Raw genomic sequence first — 23,570 nt, 5'->3', positions numbered from 1 at the left:
GCGCCGCCACAGATCCCCCAGCCGACGCCCGTAACCGATCGATGAACGCCGCACTGCTCCGAGTTTCAGACTTCCTGCGCCAGGGCGATTACCGCTCCGCCGCCGGCCCGGTGCTGATCATGCTGATCCTGGCGATGATGGTGCTGCCGCTGCCGCCGATGGTGCTGGACCTGCTGTTCACCTTCAACATCGCGCTGTCGATCATCGTGCTGCTGATCAGCATGCACACGCTCAAGCCGCTCGATTTCTCGTCGTTCCCCAGCATCCTGCTGATCACCACGCTGATGCGCCTGTCGCTCAACGTCGCCTCGACCCGCGTGGTGCTGATGGAGGGCCACACCGGCCCGGACGCCGCCGGCAAGGTGATCGAGGCCTTCGGCCACTTCCTGGTGGGCGGCAACTACACCGTCGGCATCGTGCTGTTCGTCATCCTGATCATCATCAACTTCATGGTGATCAGCAAGGGCGCGGGCCGCATCGCCGAAGTCAGCGCGCGCTTCACGCTCGATGCGATGCCCGGCAAGCAGATGGCCATCGATGCCGACCTCAACGCCGGCCTGATCCGCGAAGACGAGGCCCGCCGCCGCCGCCAGAACATCGCCCAGGAGGCGGAGTTCTTCGGCTCCATGGACGGTGCCAGCAAGTTCGTGCGCGGCGATTCGGTGGCCGGCATCGCCATCCTGCTGATCAACATCGTGGGCGGCCTGGCGGTGGGCGTGCTGCAGCACGGCATGGACGTCGGCCACGCGGCCACCAACTACACGCTGCTGACCATCGGCGACGGCCTGGTCGCGCAGATTCCCGCGCTGGTGATCTCCACCGCGGCCGGCATCATGGTCAGCCGCGTCTCCACCGACAAGGACATCGGCCAGCAGCTCTCCACCGAGCTGTTCGGCATGCCGGCCGTGCTGCTGACCACCGCCGGCGTGATCGGCCTGCTGGGCCTGGTGCCGGGCATGCCGCATTTTCCGTTCATCCTGTTTGCCGGCCTGCTGGGCTACACCGGCTGGCATCTGAAGAAGAAGCGCGAGGTGCCGGCGGTTCAGCCGGTGCTGCAGGCCATCGCCCCGGTCGATACGCCCGAAGCCAGCTGGGACGACGTGGCCTGGGTGGACGTGCTGGGCCTGGAGATCGGCTACCGCCTGATCCCGCTGGTCGACAAGAGCCAGGACGGCGAGCTGCTGCGCCGCATCAAGGGCATCCGCAAGAAGTTCACGCAGGACATGGGCTTCCTGGCACCGGTGGTGCATATCCGCGACAACCTGGAGCTGGGCCCGTCGTCGTACCGCATCACGCTCAAGGGCGTGGAGATCGGCCAGGGCGAGGTGCAGCAGGGCAAGTTCCTGGCCATCAACCCGGGCGGGCAGGCGGGGTATTCGGGCACGCAGCTGCCGGGCATTCCTACCGTGGACCCGACCTTCGGCCTGCCGGCCCTGTGGATCAGCGCCGACGTGCGCGACCGCGCCCAGGCCGAGGGCTACACCGTGGTCGATTGCAGCACGGTCATCGCCACCCACGTCAATCAGTTGATTTACACCCATAGCACCGAGCTTCTCGGCCGTTTGGAAGTGCAGCAGTTGCTCGATCATCTGGCCAAGGAAGCACCGAAGCTGGTCGAAGACGTCTGCCCCAAGCTGTTGCCCGTCGCGACCGTGCAGAAGGTGCTGCAGAACCTGCTGGACGAAGGCCTGCACATCCGCGATATCCGCACCATCGTCGAGACGCTGGCGGAGCACGGAGGCCGGACCCAGGACCCCGCCGAACTCACCGCCGCCGTGCGGATCGCGCTGGGCCGGGCCATCGCCCAGCATCTGTTTCCGAACAAGACCGAAATGCAGGTCGTCACGCTCGAACCGAATCTGGAGAACATCTTGCTGCAAAGCGTCGTTGGCGGAAACGCCGGCCCGATCGAACCGCAACTCGCCGACTCGCTGCTGCAGGCGGCCACCGATTCGTCGCGACAGTACGAGCAGCAGGGCCAGACCGGCGTGCTGCTGGTGCCGCCCGCGCTGCGGCCGATGCTGGCCCGCCTGTTCAAGCGTGCCGCACCCAGCCTGCGCGTGCTGTCGCACGCAGAAATTCCCGATCACCGCACGATTAAAGTTGTCGCCATGCTTGGAGGCCGCGCATGAAGATGCATCGATTCACCGGACTGACCTCGCGCGATGTCCTGCGCAAGGTGCGCGACCAGCTGGGCGACGGCGCGCTGATTCTCTCGAACCGCGCCATCCCCGGCGGCATCGAGGTCATCGCAGCCTCCGACTCGCATCTGGATGCGCTGATCGATACGCAGTCCACGGCACCCAGGGCGGCCCAGCGCCGGCCGGTGATGCCCGCGCCGATTCCCGAGCCGGCCCCGGCCGCCGACAGCGCCGCACCCGAAGTGGCCGCGGCCGCAACGGCGGCACAGGCCTCGGCCGATGCGCCGACGCTCAACGCGCTGGCCCGCCTGCGCAACCGCTTTGCCGGCGCGCGCCGCACCGCCGCGCACGAAGAGGCGGACGCCGCCAAGCCCGCAGCCGGCCGCAAGGTGCAGACCCGCGTGGACGACGACGTCTCGCTCGACGCCGCGGCCGAGGAGCCGCTGGCCGCATCCACCCGCGTGCTGGCCGGCCTGCTGATGGACCACGCCAACGACGACGCGGCCCAGACGCTGGCCAGCACCGCCCAGTTCATCGCACGCCGCACCCTGGCCGCCGACGAGAGCGAGCCGCCCGTGCAGCGCGCGGCCACGGCCCGCGAGCCGCGCTCGCTGCGCAGCTTCGCCGAGCGCGTCGAGGCCCAGGCCCGCGCCGCGCGCGCCGAACAGGCCGCGGCCGAGCAGGCCCGGCAGCAGCCGGTCGCGGCGGCGCAGCCCGAGACCCGCAAGCCCTCCGACGTCTTCGTGCGCATGGAGGAGCCGGTGGCCCGCGCCGACGCGCCGTACGACGATCTGAGCCTGCCGCGCCCGGAAATCCAGGCCAGCTTCAAGGCCGATTTCAAGGCCGATTTCAAGGCTGACTTCAAGGCAGAGACCGACGCCATGACCCGCCGCATGGTCGGCGAGATCGAAGTCCTGAAGAGCACGCTCACCGACGCGATGTCGAGCCTGGCCTCGCTGGGCGTCAAGCTGGGCGACCCGGTGCGCACGCGCCTGTTCCAGACCATGCTGAACGCCGGCTTCTCGGCGCAGCTCACGCGCTATGTGCTGGACAACATGCCGCAGCACGGCACGTATGACAGCGCGCTGGACTTCGTGCAGCGCGCCCTGGAGAAGAACCTGACGGTGGTGCCCAACGAGAACAGCCTGCTCGACCAGGGCGGCGTGTTCGCCCTGATGGGCCCGACCGGCGTGGGCAAGACCACCACCACCGCCAAGCTGGCCGCGCGCTTCGTGCTGCGCCACGGCGCCTCGCGCGTCGCGCTGCTCTCGACCGACAGCTACCGGATCGGCGGCCACGAGCAGCTGCGCATCTACGGCAAGATCCTGGGCGTCACGGTGCACGCCGTGAAGGACGCGCAAGACCTGAGCCTGGCGCTGGGCGACCTGCGCGAGAAGCACGTGGTGCTGATCGACACCATCGGCATGAGCCAGCGCGATCGCGCCGTCTCCGAGCAGATGGCGATGCTGCATGCCGTGGGCCCGTCGATCAAGCGCCTGCTGCTGCTCAACGCCACCAGCAACGGCAAGACGCTGGACGAAGTGGTGAGCGCCTACCGCGACGCCAACCTCGCCGGCTGCATCCTCACCAAGATCGACGAGGCCGCTTCCGTCGGCCACGCGATGGACGCGATGATCCGCCACCGCCTGCCGCTGCACTACGTGTCGTACGGCCAGCGCGTGCCGGAAGACATCGCCGTGCCCAACAAGAAGATGCTGATCCATCGCACGTTCCGGACCAGCGCCGAGCAGTCGTCGTTCGCGCTGGACTCGGATGAATCGCTGCTGGTGGCCCAAGGCCCCGCGCGGAGCCGCGAACCCGGTCTGACTGCGTTCGACTTTGCCTGACGCGGGAGGGCGAGCATGACGACGTCATTCGCCAAGGACCAGGCCGATGGGCTGCGCCGCTTGCTCGGGCAGTCGTCGTGCCGCCATGTGCTCGTGATCGCCGGCGAGGAGCAGGTCGACGACGTGGTCGACAACCTGCGCGCCGCGCTCACCACCATGGGCCGCAATACCGCCGTGGTGAGCGCGCCGACCATCCTCGCGCTCGACGGCGTGCTCGAGCAGCACGACGCGGAGGCCGATGTGACGCTGGTCGCCGCGCATTTCGGCATCCGCGCCCTGAGCACCGTGGCGCAGGCCTGCGACGACGTCCTGCTGATCTTCCCGGAGGCGCCCGAGGGCATCAAGGCCGCCTACACGCTGCTCAAGAAGACGGCGGTGCTGCAGGGCAGCAAGGGCGGCAGCGGCATCCGCACCGTGGTCAGCGGCGCGCGTTCGGTCGATTCCGCCGTGCGCGTGTTCGGCAACCTGTCGAACACCGTCGGCCAGTACCTGAATACCCGCATCGATTTCGCCGGCTACATCCCCGATGACCGGCATATCGAGCTGGCGCTGTCGCTCGGCAAGCCCGTCGTCAGCGCGTTCCCCGCATCGCCTTCGGCCATGGCCTTCCGCCAGCTGGCCGAGGAGATGCTGAGCTGGGCCAGCGTCGAGGCCCAGCCCGGTTCCGACGCACCGCCGGCGTCAGGGGTGGCCATATCGGCGCAGGATCCGGCGCATGCGCCGGCGCAGACAACGTCGATCCCTACGCCCCACGCCACCGCGTGCGCGGCCGAGATGGTTTATTGAGGGCGCATCATGCAAGACGCGCCAAAGGCAGGCATGGACATGTATACCGCTACCGGTCGCAAGACCAAGTCCGACGAGATGGCCGCGTACGCGCCGCTGGTGCGCCGCATCGCCAACCAGATGATGGTGAAGCTGCCGGCCAGCGTCGAGCTCGACGACCTGATCCAGGCTGGCATGATGGGGTTGCTCGACGCGCTGTCGCGCTACGAAGAAACCCAGGGCGTGCAGTTCGAGTTCTATGCCGCCCAGCGCATCCGTGGCGCCATCCTGGACGAGCTGCGCGGCTCGGACTGGCTGCCGCGCGGGCTGCGCCGCAACGCGCGCACCATCGAGCAGGCGATCCAGAAGCTGCAGCAGCAGAAGGGCCGCGCGCCGACCGAGACCGAGATTGCCGCCGCCCTGAACATGTCGCTGGCCGACTACCAGAAGCTGCTGGTGGAGCTGCAGGGCAGCCAACTGCTGTACTACGAAGACTTCGACCGCGAAGACGCCGACGCCTTCATCGAGAACCGCGCCCCCGAGAACGACGCGACGCCGCTGGACCAACTGCTCGACCACGATCTGCGCGAGTCGGTGGTCGCCGCCATCGAGGCGCTGCCCGAGCGCGAGAAGCTGATGATGAGCCTGTACTACGAGCAGGACCTGAACCTGCGCGAGATCGGCGCCGTGATGGGCGTGTCGGAATCGCGCGTGTGCCAGATCCACAGCCAGGCCATCGCCCGCATCCGCTCGCGCCTGCGCGAGCGGGCCTGGCTGCCGACGCCGGGCTGAGCCGGCGCCTTGCGCCTCACCGCCAGTGGTCTACTGCGCGGCCAGCGAGTCGACTCGCGGCCGCGCTTTTTGTTGCTCGGCCGGGGTCAGCAGGCGTGCTGCCTGGGCGTCCCACACGCGCGTCTCGCCGTGGCGGAACAGGACGAAGCGCTCGGCGTCGATGTCGCGCGCGCGCAGCGCGTTGGCCAGGTCGGCGATGGGCTGGTCGAGCGGCTCGTCGGTCAGGGGAAAGGTGCCCCAGTGGATGCCGACCGCATGCCGAGCGCCGATATCCTGCATCACCTGCACCGCCTCGGCCGGGTCGATGTGCTGCGTCTTCATGAACCAGCGCGGCTCGTAGGCACCCACGGCGATCGCCGCCACGTCGAAGTGGCCGAAGCGGGCCCCGATGTCGCGGGTGTCCTGCGAATAGCCGAGGTCTCCGGAAAACCAGAAGCGCAGCTGCGGATGCAGCAGCGCCCAGCTGCCCCACAGCGTGCGGTTGCGGTCGTACAGCCCACGCGCGGACCAGTGCTGCACGGCGCAGAAATGCACGCTGAACGGGCCGAAGCGCGCTTCGGTGTCCCAGTCGAAGGCGCGCACGTTGACGTGCTCGCCCGACAGGCGCGTGCCGCGCACGTGGCGCTTGAACCAGCGGTCGATGCCCAGCGGCACGAAGAACATCGGCGCGCCGCCCGGCTGCCGCATCAGCGCGCGCACGCTGGCGCGGCAGAGGTGGTCGTAGTGGTTGTGCGAGAGCAGCACCAGATCGATGTGCGGCAGCTGCGCGAGCGACAGCCCCGGCGGCTGGTGCCGGCGCGGGCCGGCGAACGGCAGCGGCGAGGCGCGCTCGCCGAACACCGGATCGGTCAGCACGTTCAGGCCGTCGATCTGCAGCAGCAGGGTCTCGTGGCCGATCCAGGTCACCTGCGGCACGGCGCTCGGCCCGCGGATGGCCGCCAGATCGGGCGGCACGCAGGACAGATCGGCGGTGGGCGGCTTGGGCAGGCCGAGGCGGCGGCGCTCGCGCATCCATTTCCAGGCGCTGCCGTTGCTGTCGCGGGGGGCGTGGGGGTAGCGGTTGCGGAAGCCGTCGGGGGTGTGGTGGGGCTTGGACGGCTCGTAATCGGGGTTCTTCATGGTGTCGCGGGCAGTGGGCGGACCGGACAAGTGGGGCGTCCGGGCCATGCATCAATACTGCCACTTCAACGGCCGCGACGTGCAAGTAGCGCTTGCACCACCTGAACCACCTCGACCAGTGGGGCTGCGGCCGGTGAGGTCAGCCGGTTTTCCATTTGCCCCTGGTCGGGTCGTAGCCGTCGGGAACAGGCGCGGCTCCGGCATCTGCGGATGTTGCACCGTGGCTTTGCGCCGGTTCCGGTTCTGACGTGGAGGCCGGCGCGTCGGGGATCACCCAGTCGGCGTCATCCCCGGCCAGCGCACCGTCGATCGCATGCGCACGCATTTGCGCTACCGCGGTGTCGTAGTCTTGCTTCACCTTGTCCGCGTCGTCGCGGTATTGCTGGTCGCTCAGTGTTTCCAATGTCGCGTCCAGCGTTGCAAGCTCGCGTTGCGCTGTCGCTTGCAGTGGCTTGGCCAAGTGGGCCAGGCGGGCGGAGAGCACTGCCTGCGCAGCTTCGCCGCCATGGCGCTCCAGGAACCGAACGATGGCGTGGCCAGCGGGCTGCCCGGGCGCGCGCGATGGATGGCAGGCCTCGGCAATGGCCTCGGCGGTGGCCATGACAGCGTTCCGGTGCACGTGAAGATCATCCATGCCGAAGAGGTGTTCCGGGAACAGTTCCGGCACCGCCAGTCCTCTGCGCACCAGGGCGGCCTGCACCGCATGGCAGCCGGCCAGCATGAGCTCGCCCAGGCGCACCCCGACCCGGTCGTCGCACGCGGCATTGGCTTCGTACGCGGTCTGGGCCAGTGCCGTGCGCAGGGTTGCGCTGGAGGCAAGGTTGTCGGCGTAGACGCGCAACTCGGGCGCGATTGCGGAACCCGCGGGCGTCCGGGCAGCGGCAAAGGCGCGTGCAAGGATGTGCGAGACCTCGTCCGCCATGTCCATGCCCATGGTGTTGACGAACAGGCCCGAGGCGTTCCAGTCGAAGCGCGCCGCCGCGGAGTCCGGCGCGCAGAATCCCTTGACCACCTGATCGAGGGCCTGGCCTCGCAGTTCGGGATGCCGCAGTCCTTCGGCACCGGCCCGGATGGCTTGCAACTGCCCATGCACAATCGCCCAGGTCAAGGGCACATTAGCGAGAGCGAGGCCCAGCGCCGCCTTGTCGAGGCCGTAACCCGGGAGGTGCCGGTGAGCAAGGAAACCGGCCGAGGCGACGGCACTCACCGTTGCCTGGACGTGGGATAGCGCCCGCAGCGTGGCGGGTCTGCGCCAGGCCGGCACGACGGGAGGCGCGGCAATGGCGCCCGCTCGGGGCGGTTCAGCCTGGGGCGCGGGCGGGTCGATGTCGATGGCGTGATGGTCCGGACGCATGGCGCCGGGGGCGGCGCCGCGGTGCAGCGGGGCGCGCCTGCGCAAGTCCGGGGCGGCGGGTGGGGCGATGTGCGTATCCGCTCCGGGCGGGTCGATGTCGATGACATGGTGATCCGGGCGGGCGGCCTCGCCGGCGGGGGCCATGGTGCGTGGCCGCAAGGCCTCGATCGCCCGCGACGCGGTTCGTGCCGCCGGCCGGGCCGGTTGTGGCGGGCGGGCGCGCGCGGCATCGGCGCCATCGCGGGCTGCGGGTTCATCCGGTGCGGAGAGGGGGCGCGCGGTTGCGCCGGAACGGCTTGGGATCGAAGGCATCGTGCAGCGAAGTGACGGGCGGCGGGCGGCCTGTAGGATGATGAAACGGGGCTGCAATATAGGGGCCATCCGACCGTTGCCAAGCCGGTGATGCGAAATCAAGCGGCCATGCCCGAAGCCTGGCAGCGGGCCACGCCCATCACGCGCGCCGCGCCCCTCCGGTGCGGCCGCGCGCTGCGATGAGCCGGCGCAACCTCACGCGGCGTTTCAAGGAATGGACCGGCACGACCGTCGGGCAATGGCTGCTCGGGCAGGGGCTGGCCCATGCGCAGGGCATGCTGGAGACCACGCGTCCGCCGATCGACGTGATCGCGCAGCACGCGGGCTTGGGCAGCGCGGTGTCGCTGCGGCGGCATGTCAGCCGCGCGTATCACACCTCGCCTAGCGCATATCGCGCGCTGTTCGCGCAGACGTGATGCCGGGCATCACTGGCCGAGCTCGTGACCGATGATGCCACCGGCCACCGCACCGCCGATGGTGCCGGCCGGGCTATGCGTCACTTCATGGCCGATCACGCCGCCGGCCACGGCGCCGCCGAGCGTGCAGGCCGTCAGCATCGGCAGCAGCGCGGCTGCGATGGCGGCCAGGATCGTTTTCCAGTGCTTCATGATGGGCTCCCGAGGATCGCTGCGGCGCGGCAGGCGCGCACGCGGCGGGTGCCTACCGTCGAGCAAGCGGCATGCCGCTGCCCGCGCCGGGGCACCGCCGGGAGCGGAAGGGCCCGCTCGCTTACATGAACAGCGGATAGGCGTGCGACAGCGCGATCACCACCACCTGCGCCACCACCAGCAGCACCAGCGGCGACAGGTCCAGGCCGCCCATCGGCGGCAGCACGCGGCGGATGGGGCGCAGCAGCGGGTCGATCAGCGTATTGAGCACGGCGGCCATGGGCGCATGCGGCGCCACCCACGACAGGATCGCCGAGACGATGGTGATCCACACCAGCACGTTGAACCCCCACTTCAGCACCGTGAACAGCGCCGCCAGGAAACCGAACGGCAGCAGGCCCAGCGGGCTCGCTCCGAGTGCTGCCACCAGCAGCACCAGGTAGGCCAGCGCCGTCAGGTAGGCCGCCACCAGCGATGACCAGTCGATGTAGCCCGTGGCCGGGATGATCCGCCGCAGCGGGTGCACCAGCCAGCCCGTCAGCTGGAAGATGGACTGCGACAGCGGATTGCGCGGCGACAGCCGCACCGCCTGCGTCCACGCGCGCAGCAGCAGCGCGGCGCCGAACAGGGTGAAGAGGGTGTCGAGCAGAAAGCGCGTGATGTCGCCGAACATGCGTCCGGTTCTCCTATGGTCGGTGGTGCGGAGCCCCTTGCGCGGACGATGGCCGCGCGGGCCGCGTATTGTCGCATGGGCGCCGTCGAGGCGGCGGGGGGCGGTAAGGCAAAACGTATGGAATGTGCAGGGTCGGGGCACCCCGTGTGCGGTGCCGCCAATGCTGCGCCGCCGCATGGGATCGACGATCGCCGATCGGCGGAGGCGGTTCGCGCGGGCCCGCAGATTTTCGTTTCCGGACGACCCTGGCCCGGCGGCGCCGAGCATGATGCCTGCCATCTTCGCCGAGTGAGCCGGTCCATCCAGGCCATGAAAGTCAATCCACCCGCTTCGCCGGGCGCGTCCGTTTCTTCGCCGTCCGCGGTGCAGGAGGCCGCCGGCACGCAGCCGGCTACCGAGCCCTCCGCCAGCCGCGCGCACGCGGCCGGCAGCCCGTTGGCCTCGCTCGCGGAACTGAGCCAGACCCGCCGCGCGGGCGTCAAGCGGCCCGCAGGCGACGACGGCGCCGGCAGTTCCAGCGAGCCGCCGCGCAAGATGCCGCGGCGCTCGGTCAAGTTTGCCATGTCCTTTCGGGACGGGGCGCCCCGGCGTCCGGCGCTGGCCAGGCACTCCGCCACCGATGCCGAGCAAGCCGACATCAACCGGCAGATCGAGACCAATCAGCGCGCGTTTCTCGTGCAGAAGCTGGAGGCGAAGCAGCCGGTCGTGCGCTTGCTGCAAAGCGAGCTTGGCGCCGAAATTGCCCGGCATCTGCCCGCGCAAGACCAGCATCGGCTCGACGCGACCCTGGCGCGTTCGCCCGAGGCGCGCTACGAGCATGCGCGCCTGCTGCCGCCGCAGATGGGCGGCGCGTATCTGAACCGCGACGAAGAGGCGCTCGCGCTGGCGCTGGCGGAGACCGATTCGCACGGCGCGCCGCTCAGCGCCGATGCACGCCTGGACCGGGCCGGCTGGCTGCTGCTGGCGGGAACGCGGGCCGCGGCCTTGCCGGACGTCCAGTTGATCGGAAGGATGCGCCGCGCGGTGAGGCAGGCCAGGGTCACGCTGTTCCAGACGTTCGATCGCGCGGGGCCGGCAGCGCAGGCCGAGGCGCTGCGCCGGCTGATTGGGGCGTGCGCCTATGCCGGCTCGCAGGCCGACGCCCTGCGCTGGACGCGGGAGGCGCTTGGCGAGCAGCGCTTCTACAGCCTGCCGCCGGGCGAGCGTGCGGATGCCCTGGCCGAGCTGGCCGAGCATCTCGACAACGCCGAAGCGATGGAGTGGGACCGGCTGGATGACTTCACCGATCTCGCCATGTGGGCCGAGCACGAACGCACGCTGGCGCGGCTGCACACGAACGGGCTCGCGAGCACCCTGCCCATGATGCTCGACGCGGCTCGCCGGATCGGCCCGATGCCGTCCGACGCCGCGGAGCTTCTCATGCAGTCGGTCGTCAACATGGCCCGGCGCTCGATGCCGGCCCCGGCGACGCAACAGGTGATGCTCGATCTCTTCAGCATCCTGCTGCCGCATCTCCAGGGCAATGCGCGCGCCGACGGGGGCGCAAGGCTGATGGCGATGCTCCCGGAACTCCCCGCGATCGGCGATCAGCTCCGCCTGTTCAACGGGATCCTGCGGCGCCCTCCCGGCACCCCGCCTTCCGAGAACCGGTTGTCGCACCTGGATGTCGCCGGGCAATACGCGCTGATGCAGGCCGTTTTCAGCCAGCTGGCCAACATGGGCGAGCACGTCATGCGCGAGGAGGCGATGAAGCTGCTCGACAACCAGCTGGCGCCGGGCCGGCTCGGTCGCTTTCCCGGCGCGGCGCTGGAATCCCTGCTGACCGATGCGGCGAGGCTGCCCGTGCCCGCGAGCAGCCGGCCGCAACTGCTGTCGATCGTCGAGCGCGCGCTCGAGGCGCTGCCCGGTGAGCGCATCGCCCGGCCGCTGCGCAAGCTGCTGGAGCGGGCCATTCAGCCGCCCGCGTGGCATCTGGACGCGCGCGAGGCCGCCGCGTGGCACGACATCTCTCCACGGCTGATGCAGGCCTGGCATCACCTGCTGCCCCGCTTGCCGGCCGTCCAGCGTGCCGATGCACTTGCATTTGCGGTCACCAGGGTCCCCGGCCTGCTGCCGCTCGCCCTGGGTCAGCTGGCCGCCGTGACGGTCGATGAGCACCGGGCCATGCTGCGTGGCATCGAGGATCCATTGCGCACGGCCTTTGCCGACACCATCGCGCACACCCTGGTGGGATCGCCCGGCCTGCTGTATGACGCGATCCGCCATGCGCTGTCCATCGCGCCCGTCGAGCGAAGGACGACCGTGGTCGCTTCGCTGGCCGCGACATTGGCGTGGACTGCGACTGCGGTTTCCAGCCCGTTTCGGGACAACGTGGCGCTTCTCATGGAAGCGATCGGCAGGCAATGCCTCGGCGCGGTGCCGCGCGAGCAGTTGGAATCCACGCTGGCGGCGTTCTTCCGGCGCGGCGAGCTGCCGTCGCTGCCATCCCTTGCCGCGCAGCATCTGCGCAGCCTGAACCTGGCCGATGAGGCACGGGTGCTGGCGGGGCTGACAAACGCGGTGGCATCGGTGGACCCGCCCACGCGCGCGCTGGTGTTCTCGTTCGTCATGGAACGGCTGGCCGCGCAGGCTGCGGGCCAGGCAGGCGCGTTCGCGCGCATCGCGGCTGGGTTGCCGCCCGACGTGGCGCGGACCTGGGCGGGGCAACTGCAGACGGAGCTGGACGCGGAGCTCGGCTTGCGCCTGGCGTCCGGACCGCGCGCGACCGTGGACCCCCCGCACATGGAACGGCTGGCTGCCGAGGCCGGCCGAGCGCTGGAATTCCGGCTCTCAAGCCAGCCGGGCCCGAGCGAGGCGCGGGGCGATGCCTGGAACCGGTACGGTACGGCGGTCGCCATGATCGAAGCCCTGCACGCGCATCATCCCGGCCCCGGCCCGTACGCTTGACCGGCGCCTCGTCGTCCGGACGCTCAGTCGGCCGCGGCCACGGGAAAGCTCGCCCGCCACACCGCGCCCTGCACGCTCACCGGCCGGGGAATCAGCTTCTGCTGGTGGAACAGGTCGGCCACCTGCTGCTGGGCGGCAATCACCTCGGGCGTGATCGGCGTGACGCCGTAAGGCACGCGCCGCAGCCAGGTTTCCACCACCGGTGGCGCGATGCCCAGCTTGGGCGACAGCAGGGCCGCGGTTTCGCGCGGATGCCGGTTGACCCACAGGCCGGTGGTGCGCAGCTGCGCGAGGATGGCGTTGACCGCGCGCGGATGCGCCTGCACGAAGCCCGGTGTCGCCTCATAGAAGTTGAACGGCGACGGCAGCCCGGTGTAGTCGGCGAGCGTGCGCACCTTCAGCGCGGTCTGCGCGAGCGCGTAGTACGGGTCCCAGACCACCCAGGCGTCGACCGCGCCGCTCTCGAAGGCGGCGCGCGCCTCGGCGGGCGGCAGGTAGATCGGCTGGATGTCCTGCACCGTCAGGCCGGCGCGCTTGAGCAACTGCACCAGCAGGTAGTTGGAACTCGATCCCTTCTGTAGCGCGATGCGCTTGCCCTTGAGGTCCGCCACGCCGCGCGCGGGCGAGCCGTCGCGCACGAACAGCGCTTCGTTGGCGCTCGCGCCCGGCTCGGCGCCCACGTAGACGAACCGCGCGCCGGCCGCCTGCGCGAACACGGCGGGCGGCGCACCGGTGTAGCCGAAGTCGATGCTGCCGGCGTTGAGCGCCTCCAGCAGCTGCGGGCCGGCGGGGAATTCCTTCCATTCGATCCGGTAGCCGAGCTCGGCGAGGGGCGTGTCCAGTGCGCCCTGTGCTTTCAGCACGGCCAGCAGGCCCGCTTTCTGGAAGCCGATGCGCACCGTGCCGGCCGGATCGGCCGCCGCCGCCATCCCGCCGCACAGGGCCAGGCCCGCGCCGAGCAGTGCGGCGAGCCAGCGCCGGCGGCGGGTGGGCGGGGTGGCGGTGGCGTGGGGCGATGGGGCTGGCATGGGTCCTCCTGCGGCAGGTGCCGCGCATGACGTTGGCTGGATACCGTCGATGCTACGGAGCGGCGGCGCCCGGAGGAACGAACAAGATCGCATGTGGATAGACGCCGCCGGACGCGACGGCCACGAGGCATTCCAGCTGATCGGCCGCAGCCTGCATGACCTCCGGGACCTCGTGGCCGCCGCCTGAGTTGGGGTGGACGGGCCGGCAGCGGCGCGCGCCGCAGGCCGTGGCCGGCCCGGCCGGGCTATCGCGAGACGCATCGGGCATCTATCCTGAAACCCTGAAGCGAGGGTCCGGGAGACAATGATGACACCCCACCGCCGCCACATCCTGCTCGCGCTGATGCTGTCCGTGCCCGCGGCGCACGCCGAAGACGACCTGCAGAACCGCGGCCACGATCCCTTCTTCCAGATCTCTGCGGCCATTCCCGGCTGTCCCGAACCCGCCGGCCCGCGCGTGAGCGAGGCCGAGTGGAAGCGCGAGTCGCACCACCGCATCGAGCACGGCAACCACTGCTGGGTGGAGGGGCGATGCCGCCTGCCCAATGCCTTCGCCTACGACGAGGAGATCGCCGACAGCGCGCGCCGCCGGCTGCAATGGCTGTCGGCCAACATGCCCGCCTGGCGGCAGAGTACCTTGTGGGTGACGGTGTGGCAGCGCTGGATGCTGGTGCAGGGCTGCGTGGCGCCGGGTTTCGCGGTGGGGCCGTTCATCGACGCGCTGCGCGCCGTGCCGGATGTCGAGCGCGTGATCGACGAGACCACCGCGCACCCCGAGCGTGGCGTGCCCTATGCGCGCTATCGCGCCACGGCACCCGCGCCCGGCGCGAAGGCCGGCAATGGCGGCGGCGACACGACGCGGTGAGCCGCGCGCGCCGCGCCGGGCGTAGCGGCCGGGCGGCGCTATACTTCCGCGCTTTCGTCGCGCTCGCCAAGTATTGAGATTGAGAGGAGTCCCCACATGAGCACGTTGCCACCTTGCCCGAAATGCCATTCCGAGTTCACGTACGAAGATGGCGGTCTCTACATCTGCCCGGAATGCGCGCATGAATGGTCGACGCAAGCCGCCGCGCCGGCCGAAACGGCAGAGCGGGTGTATCGCGATTCGGCCGGCAACGTCCTGCAGGACGGGGATACCGTCACCGTCATCAAGGACCTGAAGCTCAAGGGTTCCGCCGGCGTGATCAAGATGGGCACCAAGGTCAAGAATATCCGGCTGGTGGACAGCGACCACGATATCGATTGCAAGATCGATGGCTTGGGCGCCATGAGCCTGAAATCGGAATTCGTCAAGAAGGTGTGATCAGGGCGCGGCATGCCGCGCGGTTCGACATGCCGGCCGGCGTGAACAATGCCGACGCGGGCCTTCGGCCGCAAGCCCGTCGCTACCCCAGCGGGCGCAACGCCTGCAGCAGCGTCGGCAGCAGTTCCGACACCGTCGGGTGGATGTGCATCGCGCGACTGATCGTGGTGTACGGGGCGTTCGCGTACATCGTGTCGAGCAGCGCATGGATGACTTCATCGCCCGTGACGCCCAGGATCGACGCGCCCAGGATCGCGCCGGAATCCGCGTCGACGATCACCTTCATGAAGCCCTGGCTCTCGCCTTTCTCCACGGCGCGGCCCACGCGCGTCATCGGGCGCGTGCCGACCAGCAGCCGGCGCCCCGATTGCACCGCTTCGGCCTGCGTCATGCCGGCGCGGCCGAGCGGCGGGTCGATGAACATGGCGTAGGCCGGGATGCGGTCCGACACCTTGCGCGCGTCGTGGTCGAGCAGGTTGGCCGCGATGATCTCGTAGTCGTTGTATGACGTGTGGGTGAATGCGCCGCGGCCGTTGCAGTCGCCCAGTGCCCAGATGCCGGGGACAGTGGTGCGCAGCTGCTCGTCCACCCGGATGTAGCCGCGCGCGTCGGTCTCGACCCCGGCCCGGTCCAGCCCGAGATCGTCGGTATTCGGCACGCGCCCGACGGCGAGCAGCAGATGCGAGCCCGCGACCTCGCGGGCGCCGGTGGCGCAGTCCAGCCCGACGATCACGTTATCCGCGTCGCGCCGCGCGCTCAGGCAGTCGGCGCCGAGCTGGACGTCGATCCCTTCGTTCTCCAGGATCTCCCGCACCGCCTGCGATACGTCTTCGTCTTCGCGCTGGATCAGGCGCGGGCCCTTTTCCACGATCGTCACGCGGGCGCCGAAGCGCCGGTACATCTGCCCGAACTCGAGCCCCACGTAGCTGCCGCCCACGACGATCAGGTGCGCCGGCAGGAAGTCCACGTCCATCATGCTCGCGTTGGTGAGATAGGGCACCTGGTCCAGGCCCGGCATGGGCGGGACCAGCGCGCGTCCGCCCACGTTGATGAAGATCCGCTCGGCTTCCAGCCGCGCGTCGCCGACCCGCACGGCGTGCGCGCTTTCGAAGCGGGCATGCCCCTGGTAGACCGTGCCGTGCTCCAGGCCGCGGAGCCACTGTTCCACGCCCTGGCTGGAGTGCCCCGAAATCGCGTCCTTGCGCGCTTTGACGCGCTTCATGTCGACCGTGATCGGCCCGTCGATCACCACGCCGTACTCGCCGGCCCGTTGGGCCAGGCGCGCCGCGTAGGCGCTGGCGATCAGCGTCTTGGTGGGAATGCAGCCGGTGTTCACGCAGGTGCCGCCGAACCGCCCGCGCTCGATGATGGCCACCTTCATGCCCGCGCCGGACAGCCGCGCGGCCAGCGGTGGGCCGGATTGCCCGGTGCCGATGATGATGGCGTCGAAGCGTTGCGTCATGGCGCTCTCCTTCGCGGTGGCGGCAGCGTGCGCGTGGCGTGCGCAAGCCGAGGGCCGCGGCCGCCATGCGCGCGGCCCGCAGTCCAAGCTATGGTAGTCCCCCGGCGTGTCAACGGGTGTGCGAAGGCGCGTTTCCGGCGTCCGGCGCCGATCCGGCATGGCTTCCCGATTCCTTGCATCGTTTCGCTTCGCGCCGTGCGGCGGCTTCCCCCTCCGCTAGAATCGCAGGATTTTTCGACCCTCCATGAAACCGGGTGTTGCCATGAAACACAAACTCATCGTCCTGTCCGCCTGCCTGTCGGGCCTGTTTGCTTCGGCTGCCTACGCCGCGCCGGACTGCGTGGGAACCCAGAAGCCGTTCTTTGAAGCGAGCGAAGTCAAATGGGAATGGAACGAGAACATGAAGGCGTACGAACACATGGTCTGCGGCGATGCAAAGACGCCCGGCAAGCCGTTCGTGCAGATGCTGAAGTTCCCGCCCAACTATGCTGGCAAGCGCCATAACCACCCGATCGACCGCGTGGTCATGGTCCAGGGCGGCAAATGGATCTCCACGACCTACGACGGCCCGAAGGGCGCCGCCGAGGAGCACGTCCTGACCGCCGGCATGCAGTACTACGAGCCGGCGTACTACGACCACAGCTTCATGACGGGGCCGGAAGGGGCCATCATCTACGTGCTCGGCTGGTCCGGCCCCAATACGCGGCTCGACCCGAACTACAAGCACGCGGACTGAACGATCGGCGGCGTCGCCCTGGTTGCTGAAAGGCTCAACGGATGTTGGGCCTTTTTCTTTGCACGTCGTGCGCCATCTTCAGGCGCGCCGCTTCCGCCCGCAAACGGGCCAACGCCATCGGTTCCGGGCTCGCGGGCTGCGTATCCATGCCGGCCAGCCGATCCTCCCGGGCGGCTTTGACCCAGTTGAATAGCGTCTGGTCCGCAACACCCGGCGCAGCGTCCGCCGCCGCCATGCTGTGCCCGGCCTTCACCAGCCGCAGCGCAAAGAGGATTCCGGGCCGAATCCTGCCCGGGCAGACGGCGGCATCCGAAGGCAAGCGGCTGTAGGGTGCCCATGATCGCGTCGAGGCGGTTCGGGGCGACGCGGCGTCCTGTCCTGGCGAATCGGCCGGATGGAATGCGTGCGTGGATGGCTCCGTGCTTGCGCTACCTGATCGGGTGCCGATGAACAGGCAACGGGCTCAGACAGGCAAGGCCGAAGTCAGCTTGATCTTCTGCATCGGCACCTCGGTCTTCACGCTTTGCACGCCGGGAATCCGGGTCAGGTGCCGGATCTGGAACTGCCGATAGTCCTCCAGATCGGCCGCGACCACGCGCAGCAGGAAATCACAGTCGCCCGCCATCAGGTGGCACTCCACCACCTCCGGCAACTGCTGGATGGCCGCCGTGAAGGCATCCACCGTGGCCGCGTCCTGTCCCTTGAGCCAGATGCGCGCAAACACCGATAGCCCCTTGCCGACCTTGGCCGGATTGAGCACGGCGACATAGCGCTCGATCACGCCGGCCTCTTCCAGCAGGCGCACCCGCCGCAGGCAGGGTGAAGGCGACAGCCCGACCTCCTTGGCCAGTTCGATGTTTTGCAGGCGCCCGTCGCGCTGCAGCGCGCTCAGAATTCGACGATCAATAGCATCAAATTCCATGAATCTACGATTCCTACGTTTTGGATGCCTAGTTTTAGCGCTTGTTGAGCAACTACGCAACCCGATTTTGCCGGTATCGGCGCAGAATGCTGATCGTCTTTCAGGGAGAAGCCTCCGGATGTCAGCCTTCATCAATCAGGCCGCTGCGTGTGCCGGCGACCATGCACCGCGCTCAGCGGCACAGGAAGCCCGTCGCGGCCTGCGGGCCTCGCTGCCCGTGCTGCTGGGCTTCATCCCCTTCGCGCTGGTGCTGGGTGCGCAGGCAACGCAGAAGGGCCTGAGCGTGATGGAAGTGCCCTTGATGACGGGACTGAACTTCGGGGGTGGCTCAGAGTTCACCGCCATCCGGCTGTGGACGTCGCCGCCGCATCTGCTGTTGATCGCGGCGATGTCGCTGCTGGTGAACAGCCGCCACCTGTTGATGGGCGCGGCGCTGGCGCCTTACCTGCGGCACGTGCCCCGGCGCCGTGCGCTGGCGGCGCTGTTCTTCATGTGCGACGAGAGCTGGGCGCTGGCGCTGGCCGATGCGCAGCGCCGTGCGACCAGCCGCATCAGCCTGGGCTATTACCTTGGCGTATCGGCGGGGCTGTACCTGACCTGGGTGGTGTTCACGGCCATCGGCGCGGCCCTGGGGCCGGTCATCGGCGATGTGGAGCGCTATGGTTTCGACATGGCTTTCACGGCGGTCTTTCTGGTACTGCTGCGCGGCATGTGGCGCGGGCTGTGGGCCAGCCGACCCTGGCTCGCCAGCCTGGCGGCGGCGGCGCTCACCTACCGGCTGATGCCCGACGGCGCCTGGTATGTCGCGGCGGGAGCGCTGGCCGGCCTGGCATGCGCCGCACTCACCGTGCCGAAGGAGGCTCGGGCATGATCAACGCCGCCACACTCGCCACCATCGCGCTGATGGCCTCAGGCACGTACCTGACGCGCATCCTGGGCTACCTGGCGCTGCGCAACCGGGTGTTGAGCCCACGCATGCGCTATGTGCTGGAGAGCGTGCCCGGCTGCGTGCTGATCTCGGTCATCGCGCCGGCGTTCGTGTCCGAGCGTCCCGCCGATCTGATCGCGCTGGCCATCACCGTCGCGGCGGCCTGTCGGCTGTCCATCCTGCCCACGGTTCTGATCGGCATTGTTTCCACCGGATTGCTTCGGCATGTGTTCAGCGCATGACGGAGGCGGTTGACCCGATCACCTGTCGGGACCAACGGGGGCAACACCCGCAAGGGCGCATCGTTGCCCGCCGCTGGCATCTGTTCGAACGCTCAATAAGAGGCCATCCCATCGTGCTGCTGCGCTGATGCCGTGCTTGCGAGCCGGTACGCCGTCACGTGCACGTCCGCCGAGGTCTGGCCGACCGTGGCGAAGTGATTGTTCCGGTTGTCGATCTGCGCGGTGGCGGTGAGGTTGGCATCGGCGTTGACGCGGCCGAGCCGGTGGCGTGGTTGCCCGCTGTGCAGATGAGCGCGTGCTCCTGGTACGGTTGGCTGACGTCTCCCAAGCTCAGAACTCGACACCCACCTGCGCCATCACCGCCGGCCGCTCGGTGCGGAAGCCCGCCGGCTTCGACAACGGCCAGCCGAACGACAGATCGTAGTTGACCGTCGCATAGCGCCCCGACGGCACCCGCCCGCGCACACCGATCACGGCACCGACCAACTGCTCGCCGAGCAAGGATTCGGCGCTCGGGCCGTGCACCTTACCCACATCGATGCCGCCGTAGATGGCCTGTCCGGCCACACGCCACGCCAGCTCGTTGCGCCAGTACCAGCCGTCCTCGGCCGCCAGCGTCAGCTGGCCGTCGAAGCCCCGCACGGTGTAGCGGTTGCCGATCGTGAAGTAGTCGCTCGGCAGCACACGCGTGCGGGCATGCTGGATGGCCCAGTTGCTGCTGAACTCGAAGACTTGGCTGGCGACCTTGAAGGGCCAGTACAGGCTCGCATTCGCGGTTTCGATCTGCGAGCGGCCGCCATAGGTCGGATCGCCTTGCACCACGCCCGGCACGTTGGAGTGATCCGGCAGCGTTTCGCGCCACGCGATCCCGCCATCGAGCGCCACGGGGCCGAGGTAGTGCCGGTGCGACATCGACGCCTCATAGCCCACCACATCGCGGCGCTGCACCTCGATCTCCGTGTCGTCCAGGTAGTTGCGGTTGATCTTGCGGAAGACCTTGAACTGCGCGCCGGTACGGGACGTGGCATCGCGATGCAGCACCCCGCTGATCCCCAGGTTCACCTCCGAGCTTTGGCCGCTGTAGACGATCGGATCTTCGAACCCGGCCACCGTCTGGCGGTAGCGCGACCGGTTGGCCCCCACGAACACCGTCGCATAGCCGACCGGCACACTCCAGTTGATGCTGTACGAACGCGTGCCCTGCGTCGCCGCGCCACGGTCCGTATTGGACGACGCGGAAATCGCCAGCTGGTCATACAGGTGCAGCGGCGAATCGATGACCAGCGAGCCGCTCATCTGGTACTTGCCGGTGTTCTTCATGCCGGTGTTGTCCGCCGACAGTGTGGCGTGCCAGCGCTTCTCGGTGCCGGGCTTGAGCACGATGTCCGACTCGCCGACATGCGCACCGGGCACGATGTCGAAACTCGCCTCCGATTGGCCCGGCAGGCGGCGGACGGTTTCCAGCGCCTGGTCCAGATCGCGCTGGTTGAGCAGATCGCCCGGCCCGGCCAGCAGCGCCATGCGCGCCCAGCCGATGTTGTCGTCCGACGCATTGCGGATGGTGCCGATGCGGCCCGGCAACACCTTGAGCACGAGCGTGCCGGCTGCCAGGTTCTGCTGCGGGATCAGCACGCGCGAGGTGACATAGCCGTGCTCGATGAGCGCGTTGTTGACCTGAAGCTCGATGGCCTCCAGGCCCTGCTTGCCCACGCACTGGCCGTTCACGGGCTGGAGCAGGTAGGGCAGCCAGTTGAAGACGTTGTCTTCCAGCACGATGCCCTGGATGGGGAAGCACGGTGTTTCCTTGGGCAACGCAGACAGTGAGATCGCCTGAGTTGGCGCAGGCGGCGTGAAGACGTCCGGGCGGGCGTTGGCGCGGTCGCGGGCTTGCTCGGCCTGTTGCTCCTGCAAACGTTGAACTTCCGGGCCAGGGCCCGTGATGGGTGCAGGCGCGACTTGCGCGAGTGCAGTTGTGAAAGTTGCCCCGAACAGGAGAGCAACTAGGCGCGAACGATGATGCGACATGGAAGGCGAGTGGTCGAACGTCTAGACGGTAGGTTTGCGGCAAAACCCGTTACTGAAGAACGCGCTTACCATAGATCCACTCGATGCTTCCGTAGGGTGCGACACGGTTGAGGTGGTCCAGCATGAAGCGGGCGCTCGCGGCGTCGCCTTTGACGAACTTCACGTAAGCAGCGGTGTAGAACAGCGCTTCGCCACACGCTTCCTGCTGCTCCTGACCTGACATCCGCCAGATCAACGCAGCCACTTCCTTGCTCGTATCTTCACCCTGCCACAAGCGCAGCAAGGCACCGTAATGACTCTTGTCGTTCTGGGTGTAGTACGCCGTAGATTTTTCCAATCGAGCGTTGGCTAGCGAAGCGTCCCTGGCGCGCCCCATGATGTAGCGGTAGACAAGACTACGGTAGGCATAGAAGCTCGGCCCTTCCAACATCGCCTCAGCATCAGCCAGCGTGGCGATGGCATCGCGCCACTGCTCCAGTTGGATATGAGCAAAGGTGGCCGTTATGAAACCTTCGGTGAAGGTGCTTAGTGCACTGGTCCGCCCTGACCCGACTTGGCTCTGCGCAAACTTGCGAGTGTCCTCCAAGTTTGGAGTCAACAGCACCAAAGCACCTTGCGGGTCGTTCATGCTGAACAGGATGCCAGCCTTGGTCGCGATGAAGTCCTTGTTTCGGGCGGGTTCAACCAACTTCAGCGCTTGATCGATAACGGCCAGCGCTTCAGTCGATTTTCCAAGCGAGTCCAGTTCTGCCGCTTGCTGCCGTAAAGCGTACGCTCTATCAGAATCAGTCTTGGCTACCGAAACGTTAGATTGAGCCTCTGCCAAGCGCTGTTCATGAGCAGCGAGGAGGAAATTTTCGACTGCAAGAGCCGGCACGACTGCAAAGCTCAGCGCAACGGCAACAATTGCACGCTTAGCACGCAAGAAAAATGTGGTCATTGTGGTAATGCGACTCGTCAATGAATGTTGGCTCAAGGTGCGGGACATTTCGGCGAGCGATCCAGAGGAACGGACTCGTCCGCTTCTTATTCATTGATTCGTTATGTATTGTGATTACGACTGCCACGTATTGGTATCGTTGTGTGTCATCGGCATTGAGGCTTTTCGATTTCCGGAAGCGAGCGCAAGTGTTTCACCCATAGAGTCGAGACTCACCGACATTACCCCGCAGATGCAATCTTCTTGAGGATCTCGGGGGAACCTAACGCCTGCAGCCCGACTTCTTGATCGTCGAAAAACCCAAACCGCCGCAACAAGATGCCTCCGTTGTCAACGACATCGCAAATCAGAGCGGAGTCTTGGTTCCATTTCCCAGACCACCCGGTTGAAAGCGGGAACTGCCAATCACCGCTTCGATCTTTTGCAACAAGGTAGGTGCACGAGCCGACTTGCATTGTCTTAGGTGCAGCGCCCACGTTTGCATCAGTAATCTTCACAGCGCCAAAGAATTTTATTTTTCCGCCTTTCTCCACCACGGACTCAAGAGTCTCCGCACCCTCTCCAAAATCCACGCCCTGATATTTGAGGGAGCCAAACAGTTTTCGATAGCGAACGATTCTGCTGTCGTCTTGCCAAGCAGTATCTCCAAGCAACAACCAAAGATCATAGGAACTCAAGACTTCGGAGATTCTTTCTCTAACTAGCTCCAGTACAGCACCGAGTGAATCCGTGGAAGCTCGCCTCTCTGCCTCCCACTCCGCCGCCGCTAACGTCAGTCCTTCCGGAAACGCTTTACGATCAAGCAAGAAGATCCTGTTTTCCGAAAGCGTGTCCTGAGAAAACTGAATTTTTACATCGATAGTCATTGTGGTTTCCACCATCACTGCTCATGTCATGGCGGCGCTGCCGGATTTGTTCAACTCGCTTTCCACCTCGCTGCAGCCTCCCTTACAACCATCTGGAACTCCCCACACTTCAACACGAATTCAAAAACATCAGAGCTATTTCCTTTGTTTGATCCACAAATCAGCTTTGCATCCTTTCCAGATTCAACCAAAAATACTTCGTAACCATCATCCAAGAGACTTTCTGGGGACACTAGATTATCAAAATCACTATCCTCTGCATCTGAGTCCATCTCCGGGAAAGCTCGCATGCGAAGCTCTTCGTACGCATCTAAAGCAGGCAGATCAAATAGGGCAGCATTCTCCAAGCTACTCTTCATGCAGTGGCGATTTTCTAGCATGGAAAAATCAACCCCAAGGGTCGACCTCAAGGACCAAATCAACCTACCGCCAATAAAAAAACCGAAACAACCGTTCTTAAAGGTCGCATTGGACCAGGACTCCACAGAATCGCACCAAATTGCAAAACTGTCTGGATTTCCGACTAGCATTACTTCCCCCTAAATCCAAGATCATGTTTAA

General features: G+C 67.3%; 22 protein-coding genes and 1 pseudogene. 11 read left to right on the top strand and 12 right to left on the bottom strand.

What is annotated here, in order from left to right; genetic code table 11:
- The first annotated feature begins 41 nt into the window (after positions 1-41).
- The 4 genes from flhA to GO999_RS20870 are packed head-to-tail and all read left to right on the top strand — an operon-like array spanning position 42 to position 5,545.
- Positions 42-2,132, top strand: coding sequence for a flagellar biosynthesis protein FlhA (flhA, locus tag GO999_RS20885; protein ID WP_011004643.1), 2,091 nt, complete (start codon positions 42-44; stop codon positions 2,130-2,132).
- Positions 2,129-3,988, top strand: a complete 1,860-nt coding sequence (gene flhF, locus GO999_RS20880; protein ID WP_118872783.1) for a flagellar biosynthesis GTPase FlhF — start codon at positions 2,129-2,131, stop codon at positions 3,986-3,988. The genes flhA and flhF overlap by 4 nt, the downstream gene beginning before the upstream one ends.
- Before the next feature lie 15 nt (positions 3,989-4,003).
- Positions 4,004-4,774: a MinD/ParA family ATP-binding protein gene (locus tag GO999_RS20875; protein WP_019719947.1), complete on the top strand. Its 771-nt coding sequence runs from the start codon at positions 4,004-4,006 to the stop codon at positions 4,772-4,774.
- 9 nt (positions 4,775-4,783) lie between these two features.
- Positions 4,784-5,545, top strand: coding sequence for an RNA polymerase sigma factor FliA (locus tag GO999_RS20870; protein WP_011004640.1), 762 nt, complete (start codon positions 4,784-4,786; stop codon positions 5,543-5,545).
- Between the two features lie 30 nt (positions 5,546-5,575).
- Here GO999_RS20870 and GO999_RS20865 read toward each other — a convergent pair whose 3' ends face one another.
- On the bottom strand, positions 5,576-6,664 hold the full coding sequence (locus GO999_RS20865; protein ID WP_058908299.1) for an MBL fold metallo-hydrolase: 1,089 nt from the start codon (positions 6,662-6,664) through the stop codon (positions 5,576-5,578).
- 139 nt (positions 6,665-6,803) lie between these two features.
- Positions 6,804-8,162, bottom strand: coding sequence for a type III effector protein (locus tag GO999_RS20860; RefSeq protein WP_249215078.1), 1,359 nt, complete (start codon positions 8,160-8,162; stop codon positions 6,804-6,806).
- 347 nt (positions 8,163-8,509) lie between these two features.
- Here GO999_RS20860 and GO999_RS20855 point away from each other — a divergent pair, with 347 nt between their 5' ends.
- Complete coding sequence (locus tag GO999_RS20855; RefSeq protein WP_211906812.1) at positions 8,510-8,746, top strand: helix-turn-helix domain-containing protein; 237 nt, start codon at positions 8,510-8,512, stop codon at positions 8,744-8,746.
- A gap of 9 nt (positions 8,747-8,755) precedes the next feature.
- On the opposite strand, the gene GO999_RS20850 is transcribed toward GO999_RS20855, so the two are convergent.
- Positions 8,756-8,938 carry a glycine zipper 2TM domain-containing protein gene (locus tag GO999_RS20850; RefSeq protein ID WP_014631939.1) on the bottom strand — a complete coding sequence of 61 codons (183 nt, stop codon included), beginning with the start codon at positions 8,936-8,938 and terminating at the stop codon, positions 8,756-8,758.
- Between the two features lie 121 nt (positions 8,939-9,059).
- Positions 9,060-9,611, bottom strand: coding sequence for a YggT family protein (locus GO999_RS20845; RefSeq protein WP_016723494.1), 552 nt, complete (start codon positions 9,609-9,611; stop codon positions 9,060-9,062).
- A gap of 75 nt (positions 9,612-9,686) precedes the next feature.
- On the opposite strand from GO999_RS20845, the gene GO999_RS20840 reads away from it, so the two are divergent.
- The gene (locus GO999_RS20840; protein WP_249215077.1) at positions 9,687-12,557 is read left to right on the top strand and encodes a hypothetical protein; all 2,871 of its coding nucleotides are present in this window, start codon (positions 9,687-9,689) and stop codon (positions 12,555-12,557) included.
- A 23-nt stretch (positions 12,558-12,580) separates the two neighbouring features.
- Here GO999_RS20840 and GO999_RS20835 read toward each other — a convergent pair whose 3' ends face one another.
- On the bottom strand, positions 12,581-13,585 hold the full coding sequence (locus GO999_RS20835) for a sulfonate ABC transporter substrate-binding protein (RefSeq protein ID WP_011004633.1): 1,005 nt from the start codon (positions 13,583-13,585) through the stop codon (positions 12,581-12,583).
- Positions 13,586-13,892: 307 nt separating this feature from the next.
- Between GO999_RS20835 and GO999_RS20830 the strand changes: the two genes are divergently transcribed.
- Positions 13,893-14,450 carry a hypothetical protein gene (locus GO999_RS20830; protein ID WP_016724601.1) on the top strand — a complete coding sequence of 186 codons (558 nt, stop codon included), beginning with the start codon at positions 13,893-13,895 and terminating at the stop codon, positions 14,448-14,450.
- 96 nt (positions 14,451-14,546) lie between these two features.
- Positions 14,547-14,888 carry a zinc ribbon domain-containing protein YjdM gene (locus GO999_RS20825; protein ID WP_019719955.1) on the top strand — a complete coding sequence of 114 codons (342 nt, stop codon included), beginning with the start codon at positions 14,547-14,549 and terminating at the stop codon, positions 14,886-14,888.
- A gap of 82 nt (positions 14,889-14,970) precedes the next feature.
- Here GO999_RS20825 and GO999_RS20820 read toward each other — a convergent pair whose 3' ends face one another.
- Complete coding sequence (locus tag GO999_RS20820; protein ID WP_019719956.1) at positions 14,971-16,350, bottom strand: FAD-containing oxidoreductase; 1,380 nt, start codon at positions 16,348-16,350, stop codon at positions 14,971-14,973.
- Between the two features lie 262 nt (positions 16,351-16,612).
- On the opposite strand from GO999_RS20820, the gene GO999_RS20815 reads away from it, so the two are divergent.
- Positions 16,613-17,086 (top strand): cupin domain-containing protein, encoded by a 474-nt coding sequence (locus GO999_RS20815; RefSeq protein ID WP_028854580.1) that lies wholly within the window; start codon positions 16,613-16,615, stop codon positions 17,084-17,086.
- A 52-nt stretch (positions 17,087-17,138) separates the two neighbouring features.
- On the opposite strand, the pseudogene GO999_RS20810 reads toward GO999_RS20815, so the two are convergent.
- Positions 17,139-17,372, bottom strand: a pseudogene (locus tag GO999_RS20810) (IS3 family transposase); the annotation flags it as partial.
- Positions 17,373-17,549: 177 nt separating this feature from the next.
- The gene (locus GO999_RS20805; protein ID WP_016725410.1) at positions 17,550-18,008 is read right to left on the bottom strand and encodes an Lrp/AsnC family transcriptional regulator; all 459 of its coding nucleotides are present in this window, start codon (positions 18,006-18,008) and stop codon (positions 17,550-17,552) included.
- Positions 18,009-18,126: 118 nt separating this feature from the next.
- Between GO999_RS20805 and GO999_RS20800 the strand changes: the two genes are divergently transcribed.
- Together GO999_RS20800 and GO999_RS20795 are read left to right on the top strand one after the other, a co-directional pair.
- Positions 18,127-18,879 (top strand): AzlC family ABC transporter permease, encoded by a 753-nt coding sequence (locus tag GO999_RS20800; protein ID WP_071013924.1) that lies wholly within the window; start codon positions 18,127-18,129, stop codon positions 18,877-18,879.
- Entirely contained in the window at positions 18,876-19,178 is a 303-nt protein-coding gene (locus tag GO999_RS20795; RefSeq protein WP_011004625.1) for a branched-chain amino acid transport AzlD family protein, read from the top strand. Before GO999_RS20800 ends, GO999_RS20795 begins: the two co-directional genes overlap by 4 nt.
- A gap of 330 nt (positions 19,179-19,508) precedes the next feature.
- On the opposite strand, the gene GO999_RS20790 is transcribed toward GO999_RS20795, so the two are convergent.
- The 4 genes from GO999_RS20790 to GO999_RS20775 all read right to left on the bottom strand — a co-directional run bounded on the left by GO999_RS20790 (position 19,509) and on the right by GO999_RS20775 (position 23,539).
- A complete protein-coding gene (locus GO999_RS20790) occupies positions 19,509-21,203 on the bottom strand; it encodes a ShlB/FhaC/HecB family hemolysin secretion/activation protein (protein WP_211906811.1) in 1,695 nt (564 codons plus the stop codon).
- A gap of 49 nt (positions 21,204-21,252) precedes the next feature.
- Positions 21,253-22,143 carry a hypothetical protein gene (locus GO999_RS20785; RefSeq protein WP_165591824.1) on the bottom strand — a complete coding sequence of 297 codons (891 nt, stop codon included), beginning with the start codon at positions 22,141-22,143 and terminating at the stop codon, positions 21,253-21,255.
- Between the two features lie 221 nt (positions 22,144-22,364).
- Entirely contained in the window at positions 22,365-23,009 is a 645-nt protein-coding gene (locus GO999_RS20780) for a hypothetical protein (protein WP_127592247.1), read from the bottom strand.
- A gap of 50 nt (positions 23,010-23,059) precedes the next feature.
- Positions 23,060-23,539 carry an immunity 42 family protein gene (locus GO999_RS20775; RefSeq protein WP_118872774.1) on the bottom strand — a complete coding sequence of 160 codons (480 nt, stop codon included), beginning with the start codon at positions 23,537-23,539 and terminating at the stop codon, positions 23,060-23,062.
- Positions 23,540-23,570 lie beyond the last annotated feature (31 nt).

The organism is Ralstonia nicotianae (assembly GCF_018243235.1).
Lineage (GTDB): Bacteria > Pseudomonadota > Gammaproteobacteria > Burkholderiales > Burkholderiaceae > Ralstonia > Ralstonia nicotianae.
This window is presented reverse-complemented; position numbering and strand designations above follow the sequence as displayed.

What these genes read in the sequence shown, in the direction of transcription:
- flhA (WP_011004643.1), top strand. Translation starts at nt 42, where the DNA reads ATGAACGCCGCACTGCTCCGAGTTTCAGACTTCCTGCGCCAGGGCGAT.
- flhF (WP_118872783.1), top strand. Translation starts at nt 2,129, where the DNA reads ATGAAGATGCATCGATTCACCGGACTGACCTCGCGCGATGTCCTGCGC.
- GO999_RS20875 (WP_019719947.1), top strand. Translation starts at nt 4,004, where the DNA reads ATGACGACGTCATTCGCCAAGGACCAGGCCGATGGGCTGCGCCGCTTG.
- GO999_RS20870 (WP_011004640.1), top strand. Translation starts at nt 4,784, where the DNA reads ATGCAAGACGCGCCAAAGGCAGGCATGGACATGTATACCGCTACCGGT.
- GO999_RS20865 (WP_058908299.1), bottom strand. Translation starts at nt 6,664, where the DNA reads ATGAAGAACCCCGATTACGAGCCGTCCAAGCCCCACCACACCCCCGAC.
- GO999_RS20860 (WP_249215078.1), bottom strand. Translation starts at nt 8,162, where the DNA reads ATGGCCCCCGCCGGCGAGGCCGCCCGCCCGGATCACCATGTCATCGAC.
- GO999_RS20855 (WP_211906812.1), top strand. Translation starts at nt 8,510, where the DNA reads ATGAGCCGGCGCAACCTCACGCGGCGTTTCAAGGAATGGACCGGCACG.
- GO999_RS20850 (WP_014631939.1), bottom strand. Translation starts at nt 8,938, where the DNA reads ATGAAGCACTGGAAAACGATCCTGGCCGCCATCGCAGCCGCGCTGCTG.
- GO999_RS20845 (WP_016723494.1), bottom strand. Translation starts at nt 9,611, where the DNA reads ATGTTCGGCGACATCACGCGCTTTCTGCTCGACACCCTCTTCACCCTG.
- GO999_RS20840 (WP_249215077.1), top strand. Translation starts at nt 9,687, where the DNA reads ATGGGCGCCGTCGAGGCGGCGGGGGGCGGTAAGGCAAAACGTATGGAA.
- GO999_RS20835 (WP_011004633.1), bottom strand. Translation starts at nt 13,585, where the DNA reads ATGCCAGCCCCATCGCCCCACGCCACCGCCACCCCGCCCACCCGCCGC.
- GO999_RS20830 (WP_016724601.1), top strand. Translation starts at nt 13,893, where the DNA reads ATGACACCCCACCGCCGCCACATCCTGCTCGCGCTGATGCTGTCCGTG.
- GO999_RS20825 (WP_019719955.1), top strand. Translation starts at nt 14,547, where the DNA reads ATGAGCACGTTGCCACCTTGCCCGAAATGCCATTCCGAGTTCACGTAC.
- GO999_RS20820 (WP_019719956.1), bottom strand. Translation starts at nt 16,350, where the DNA reads ATGACGCAACGCTTCGACGCCATCATCATCGGCACCGGGCAATCCGGC.
- GO999_RS20815 (WP_028854580.1), top strand. Translation starts at nt 16,613, where the DNA reads ATGAAACACAAACTCATCGTCCTGTCCGCCTGCCTGTCGGGCCTGTTT.
- GO999_RS20805 (WP_016725410.1), bottom strand. Translation starts at nt 18,008, where the DNA reads ATGGAATTTGATGCTATTGATCGTCGAATTCTGAGCGCGCTGCAGCGC.
- GO999_RS20800 (WP_071013924.1), top strand. Translation starts at nt 18,127, where the DNA reads ATGTCAGCCTTCATCAATCAGGCCGCTGCGTGTGCCGGCGACCATGCA.
- GO999_RS20795 (WP_011004625.1), top strand. Translation starts at nt 18,876, where the DNA reads ATGATCAACGCCGCCACACTCGCCACCATCGCGCTGATGGCCTCAGGC.
- GO999_RS20790 (WP_211906811.1), bottom strand. Translation starts at nt 21,203, where the DNA reads ATGTCGCATCATCGTTCGCGCCTAGTTGCTCTCCTGTTCGGGGCAACT.
- GO999_RS20785 (WP_165591824.1), bottom strand. Translation starts at nt 22,143, where the DNA reads ATGACCACATTTTTCTTGCGTGCTAAGCGTGCAATTGTTGCCGTTGCG.
- GO999_RS20780 (WP_127592247.1), bottom strand. Translation starts at nt 23,009, where the DNA reads ATGACTATCGATGTAAAAATTCAGTTTTCTCAGGACACGCTTTCGGAA.
- GO999_RS20775 (WP_118872774.1), bottom strand. Translation starts at nt 23,539, where the DNA reads ATGCTAGTCGGAAATCCAGACAGTTTTGCAATTTGGTGCGATTCTGTG.